Raw genomic sequence first — 5,977 nt, forward strand, 5'->3', positions numbered from 1 at the left:
TGGTACGCCGACTGTGTGGCCATGAGTAACTACTGTGGGGACTTTCGGTTTTTCAAGCGTCGGTTCTGGCAATTTAGGCGCTTCAATATCGGGTGTTTTACTATCGATCATCGGTAACGCTGGCGTTGAGAAACAACCTCTTAAAAAGAAAATTGCGAGTAGAAGCAATAATAAAGGTAACAACCACCATAAGAAGCGCCACCAAGAGCGTTTCGTATCAGTAATAATGATTTTTTCTTCTTGTGCTGGTGGAACTGCTGTTGATGTGGGTGCAATAGGGACAACAGCGGGTTTTAAGCAAGCAACAGGATCAGCTCTAAGTTGTTGGTTGGCATTGACAAAACCCCAAAAAGTAATAATCGGTTGTCCATCAACAATAAAAATATGGTTTTCGTCAGGAAATTGGATCGTTTTACTGAGCAGAGCACCAAATAGCTGACTTTCTTTATTTCCAGTCTTTTGTTGTTCTTGTTCACTGAAGGCGATTAAATCATCTTGGTTCTTTTTCAGTAAAGCATAAGCGGCGGCGCGCTCTTCTTCTGAAGCCGCAGACCAAGGAATAACAGAGCCGTCAATCGGTGAATACCAGTCAATGCGTTCGCCAGTTTCATTTGGCTGAGGAATAGCAAGGCATTGAGAAATATGAGCCTTTCCTCTTAAACGTAGAGTTTCACGCAGCTGCAGTGCAGAGATATAAACAGCCTGTCCATTTTCCCCCATTGGGAGGTAATTTTCTAATTTACCACTTCGTAAGAATGCTTTATTCACGACGATCATTCCGCTAGGCAAGATTATCTATGGGTAAGTTGGCTTATCCGTAAATAGGCTTTAAGGACTAAAAATAAAGATATAAAATTGATATACATTTTATATTATCAGAAATTATGTGTCTATCTAGCGGATTATTTAGGGTTAATTAACTAATTATTATTAAAGGTTTTTTTATTTTTCTTGTGTGAAAGAGGGAATATTAAGATAACGATTATGATAATTAAATAATGATTTTACAGGTTGCGCTATATTTTCTTAAATATATAGATTAAATCACCGAGATGTTGAGTTTTACATTAAAAAAATAATGGAGTAGAAGAAAAAAAAAGACAAAATATAAAAGAACAAACTATTAATGATTGTTTAGTCACTGTGATAATAGTCACAAAATAGGGTTATTCTGAATAACGTGAAAATAAAAAAGAAAAAACACATAATTAAAGAGGCTTAAGATAGATAAGATATAGAGCTTGCCAACTTCAATATAATAAAATACACGTGATACATGAAAAGTTCAACCCTCAATGTGAAATTAAAGAGAGTGAACTCAATATGAGTCACAGTAATCAATCATTACAGTTCTTCGGAATATAATCTTCAATCGCTTTTCGTGTCATTAAACTGACTTCATTCGCATTACGCGCAGTGAAGACTTTTCCGCCAGTGGCATCGGCAACGCAGTTACCTGCACCAGTACCTAAGATATCGACAACATTAATAATGGCGCGAGGGTGAGCGCGTTTTAAGGTTCTCGCCGCTGCACATGGATCTTGATCGCAAGATTCTAAACCGTCTGATAACAACACAATAATCGTGTCACGATTATTGCCTTTAATTAAATTACCTGCACGTTTAATAGATTCAGCTAATGGTGTGCCACTATCAGGCTCAATACGTTTAATATAACTGAGTAATTTTGACCTTTCATTACTACCATAAGTCGGACTTGATTTCACAACACCGCAGTCAGATGCCACAACAGTGGTAATTTTCATATCTGACGGCATGTTATTAATAATTTTTATTGCTGCGTTTCTTGCTGTCGTGATCCGTCGAGGTTCAGCATCATAACCAGGGAAAAGTTGTCCAGTTAACGCGAGATAGTCTAAATCACTTTCTGTTAAATTCATGCTTAGTGCCATAGATCCTGATGCATCAAAGATAAGGATCACTTGAGGGGCCAGTTCTGCAGGGCGATCGGCAGGACACATTTGCTTAATTTTGTTTGCTAAGCGATTTTCACAAGTCGTATTTGCCCTTTTTTCTGTCACACCCGTTTTTTTCACTTCATCTTGTACACAAGCTTCGAGCGGGGTGAGTTTTACTGGCACAGGCTTGGGTTCAGGTACTGGTTCAGGCTCAGAAATAGACTCTGGTTCTGGTTCTGGAACGGGTTCCGGGGTCGGCTCAGGAGCTGTCTCTGGTTTTGGCGGTATGACAACGGCAGGTTTCTCTTCAACCCTAGGAGGAACGGTATTGGGATCAAAACAGCCTTTCAGCCAAGATGCCAGTAAGACCAAAAACAGTAAAAATAACAGTAGTAATAACCAACGTAGCCAGCGGTTGCGTGTTTTGGCAGGAACATCGGCAAGTGCCGCACCCGCCGCTGCCGCACTTGCACCTGCGGTGACTTGTGCAATAGGGGGTGGCAATGGTGTTGTACGTGGCCACCATGTAATAACAGGTTGTCCATTAATAATATAGACACTTTCACTATCAGGAAGTGTTGATGCTGTATCTAAAAGATGGCGCTCTTCATCTGTAATTCTATTTTGTGATGCTAATAGTGCTGTTTGCGTTTTAATATCGTTGAGGCGTTCATCTAAAATACGACTTATTTCTTGTCGCTCTTGCCCTTGTAACGACGTTAAAGCGACAGGAACACCAGAAACAGGAGAGTACCATTCAATCACGTCATCCGATTTTTTCTCTGGGGTAGCAAATAGAGAACGATACTTAGCAGGAAAGTGTTGAGTCAGCAATTGAAGTAATTGCTGTTGATGGGTTAAGGCAAAATCGGCGCGGGTAATATCAGCCGTTAATCGTGAAATTCGATTCATATTTTAGAGAGCCTTATGTGACGGCTATATTCGTTAAAAAAAAGAAAGTTAAGATAGCAATATTATTGACTATAACGGTTTTATAAAAAAGGTGAAATTAAAGGATCCACTTTTTTAATATAAGAAAAAATTAATTTTTATTTCTAAATTCGCTCAATTTATTTCTCTATTTTAACAGGGGAAATAATCCATTTGCTTATTTAACTTCACTCCCATTAGGATGCATATTTATGCTAAAGATGAAGATCGCAAATTGGCAGTTCTCCCTTGTTGAGTACGGGGTGAATATTGATATAGCACATAGAGCAGCTCGGGGGTTACAAGGTATGTTACCCACACTAAAAAATAACCAAATCATTCGCTTTTAGAGGTAGTTATACCTCTCTTTACGTTGATATAACAGCAGGTTTCTGATGATAAACAAAATAAATAATAACCAATTACTTAATGATGTAACGCGCTACTGGAATATCAGAGCTGAAAGTTATAGTGAGTCGAATCAACAGGAATTGCTAAGCGAGAAACAACAGAAATGGCGTCATCTGTTATTGGGACATATCAAAGACGGTAACACCTTAAAAGTGCTTGATATTGGAACGGGACCGGGTTTTTTTGCCATTTTATTAGCGTTATCGGGCCATGATGTTACGGCTATTGATGCAACAGAGGGTATGCTACTGGAAGCTAAACAAAATGCGCAAACGCATAAAGCAAAGATCCAATTTATTCGTGGTGATGTACATCAACTGCCTTTTGCCAGTGAACAATTCGATTTAGTGGTGAGTCGCAACGTAACATGGAATTTAAAAGCGCCTCAAAAAGCATATTCAGAGTGGTTTCGTGTATTAAAACCGGGGGGCAGTTTAATTAATTTTGATGCTAACTGGTATTTACATCTCTTTGATGAGAATTATTGGCAAGGTTTTGTGGCAGATAGAGCGCGTTCAATTGAAAAGCAAGTTGAAGATCATTACGTCAATACAGATACCAAAGAGATGGAACGCATTGCTCGCCAATTACCATTAAGTCAAATTAAACGCCCACAATGGGATATTAATACCCTGCTAGAAGTTGGTTTTAGTCGATATATGATCGACACTCGCATTGGTGATTTTGTGTGGAACGAAGAAGAAAAAATTAATTATGGCTCAACACCGATGTTTATGATCCACGCACAAAAGCAACGAATAGATAATTAAAGGAGAATAACGTGAAGCCCTTATTTTCAGTGTTCCCAACACTACTGTTAGCATTTGCCTGCACTTTTCCTGCGTTAGCAGATAAAAGCAATAATATGTTGGATTATGCCAGCACAAAAGACATTCGTGATATAAACCCGCATCTCTACTCTGGCGAGATGGCGGCTCAAAATATGGTATTTGAACCTCTAGTATTAAATACCGAAAAAGGTGTTGCACCTTATTTAGCGGAGCGTTGGGATATTTCTCCTGATGGAAAGAGCTACACTTTCTTTTTACGTCATGATGTGACCTTTAGTGATGGTGCCCCCTTTAATGCTAAAGCGGTAAAATTAAATATTGACGCTGTTTTAGACAACTATGAACGTCATGCGTGGTTAGAGTTAGTTCGCCAGATTGATCGTGTTGAAATTGTGGATGAATTCACGGTTAAATTAAATCTAAAAAATCCTTACTACCCAACATTAACTGAATTAGGTTTAACTCGCCCATTCCGCTTTATTTCGCCAAATTCTTTTATTAATGGCAAAACTAAAACAGGTGTTGCGAGCTATGTGGGTACAGGGCCTTGGGTGTTAACTGAGCATAAAAAAGACCAATATGCTGAGTTTAAGGTTAACCCTAATTATTGGGGAGAGAAGCCTGTACTTAATGGCGTGATATGGCGAGTGATCCCCGATAGACAAACCATGTTACTTTCGCTACAAAAAGGGGATATTCAGCTTATTTTTGGTGCAGATGGCGACATGTTAGATATGGATTCATTTGAGGCTCTTATGGCGTCTGATAAATTCAAAACTGAAATGAGTGCACCAATCGCTTCTCGCGCAATTGTGCTCAATAGCAGCCGAGCAATGACATCCAGCCAAAAAGTCCGCCAAGCGTTGCAATATGCGGTTGATAAAGAAGGAATTGCCGAAGGTATTTTAGCGGGCAGTGAAAAAGTCGCTGATACGTTAATGGCACGCAGTGTGCCTTACTGTGATTTTACTTCTCCAACTTATGTTTATCAGCCAGAAAAAGCGATTGAGCTATTAGAAGCCGAAGGCTGGGTATTACCAAAAGGTAAGACCATCCGTGAGAAACAAGGTGAAAAATTACAGTTGTTGCTCTCTTATAATGTGAATAATGCCGTTGAGAAAGAGATAGCTGAACTTATTCAAGATGACTTTAAAAAGATTGGTGTCGGTTTAACGATTTTAGGTGAAGAGAAACAAGCTTATTTAGATAGACAAAAAAAATGGTGATTTTGATTTACAATATTCACTCTCATGGGGTACGCCTTACGATCCGGCTTCTTTTGTTTCATCATTTAGAATACCCGCTCATGCAGATTATCAAGGGCAAAAAGGATTGGCAAATAAAGCTCAATTGGATGCAATAATTGGCGAGTTATTAATTACACCTAATGAGGTTCGTCGTCAGGAACTCTATAAAACCTTATTTACTTCATTGGCAGAGCAAGCGGTCTATATTCCGCTAACCTATTCACGTACTAAGGCTATCCATCGTAGTGAATTAGAAAATGTGGGCTTTAATCCCTCTCAATATGAAATACCCTTTGAAAAGATGCGCTTTAAGCCTTAGTTAATGCATCAATGAGATTAACCCAAATACGTGTGGCATGTCATATCCACGAGCCACACTGATTCAACTCTTATGCTACGTTATATATTCTGGAGAGTGCTGGCTATCTTCCCACTGGCACTGATAATTTCATTTATTGCTTTTATTCTGTTGGAGTTAGCCCCGTCTGATCCTGCGGAAGTCGCGCTACGTGTCAATGAAATAGTCCCAACACCCGAAGCCATTGAAGGCATGCGCCATGAGTTAGGATTAGATAAGCCTTTTTTTTACGCGTTACTTTTTATGGTTAATAGCAGGTTTGCAACTCGATTTTGGTACCTCTTTTCTTACAAGAACCCCCGTTATTCAAGAGATGTTAAG

At 39.1% G+C, this 5,977-nt stretch carries 3 protein-coding genes and 2 pseudogenes; 3 read left to right on the top strand and 2 right to left on the bottom strand.

All coding sequences use genetic code 11. From position 1 onward, the window contains the following. Both BHE89_RS08275 and BHE89_RS08280 read right to left on the bottom strand, forming a co-directional pair. The coding region (locus tag BHE89_RS08275) for an SrfA family protein (RefSeq protein ID WP_286145993.1) at window positions 1-768 on the bottom strand (768 nt) is incomplete at its 3' end. A 569-nt stretch (window positions 769-1,337) separates the two neighbouring features. Further along, the gene (locus BHE89_RS08280) at window positions 1,338-2,831 is read right to left on the bottom strand and encodes a vWA domain-containing protein (RefSeq protein WP_077885154.1); all 1,494 of its coding nucleotides are present in this window, start codon (window positions 2,829-2,831) and stop codon (window positions 1,338-1,340) included. 413 nt (window positions 2,832-3,244) lie between these two features. Here BHE89_RS08280 and BHE89_RS08285 point away from each other — a divergent pair, with 413 nt between their 5' ends. The 3 genes and pseudogenes from BHE89_RS08285 to BHE89_RS24290 all read left to right on the top strand — a co-directional run. After that, the gene (locus BHE89_RS08285) at window positions 3,245-4,030 is read left to right on the top strand and encodes a class I SAM-dependent methyltransferase (protein WP_069369503.1); all 786 of its coding nucleotides are present in this window, start codon (window positions 3,245-3,247) and stop codon (window positions 4,028-4,030) included. Window positions 4,031-4,041: 11 nt separating this feature from the next. After that, a pseudogene (gene nikA / locus BHE89_RS08290) lies at window positions 4,042-5,617 on the top strand (nickel ABC transporter substrate-binding protein). A 72-nt stretch (window positions 5,618-5,689) separates the two neighbouring features. Continuing rightward, window positions 5,690-5,977 (top strand): annotated as a pseudogene (locus tag BHE89_RS24290) (nickel ABC transporter permease subunit NikB); the annotation flags it as partial.

The sequence above is a fragment of the Shigella sp. FC1967 genome (assembly GCF_001743005.1).
In the GTDB taxonomy this organism is placed as follows: Bacteria; Pseudomonadota; Gammaproteobacteria; order Enterobacterales; family Enterobacteriaceae; genus Proteus.

What these genes read in the sequence shown, in the direction of transcription:
- BHE89_RS08285 (WP_069369503.1), top strand. Translation starts at nt 3,245, where the DNA reads ATGATAAACAAAATAAATAATAACCAATTACTTAATGATGTAACGCGC.
- BHE89_RS08280 (WP_077885154.1), bottom strand. Translation starts at nt 2,831, where the DNA reads ATGAATCGAATTTCACGATTAACGGCTGATATTACCCGCGCCGATTTT.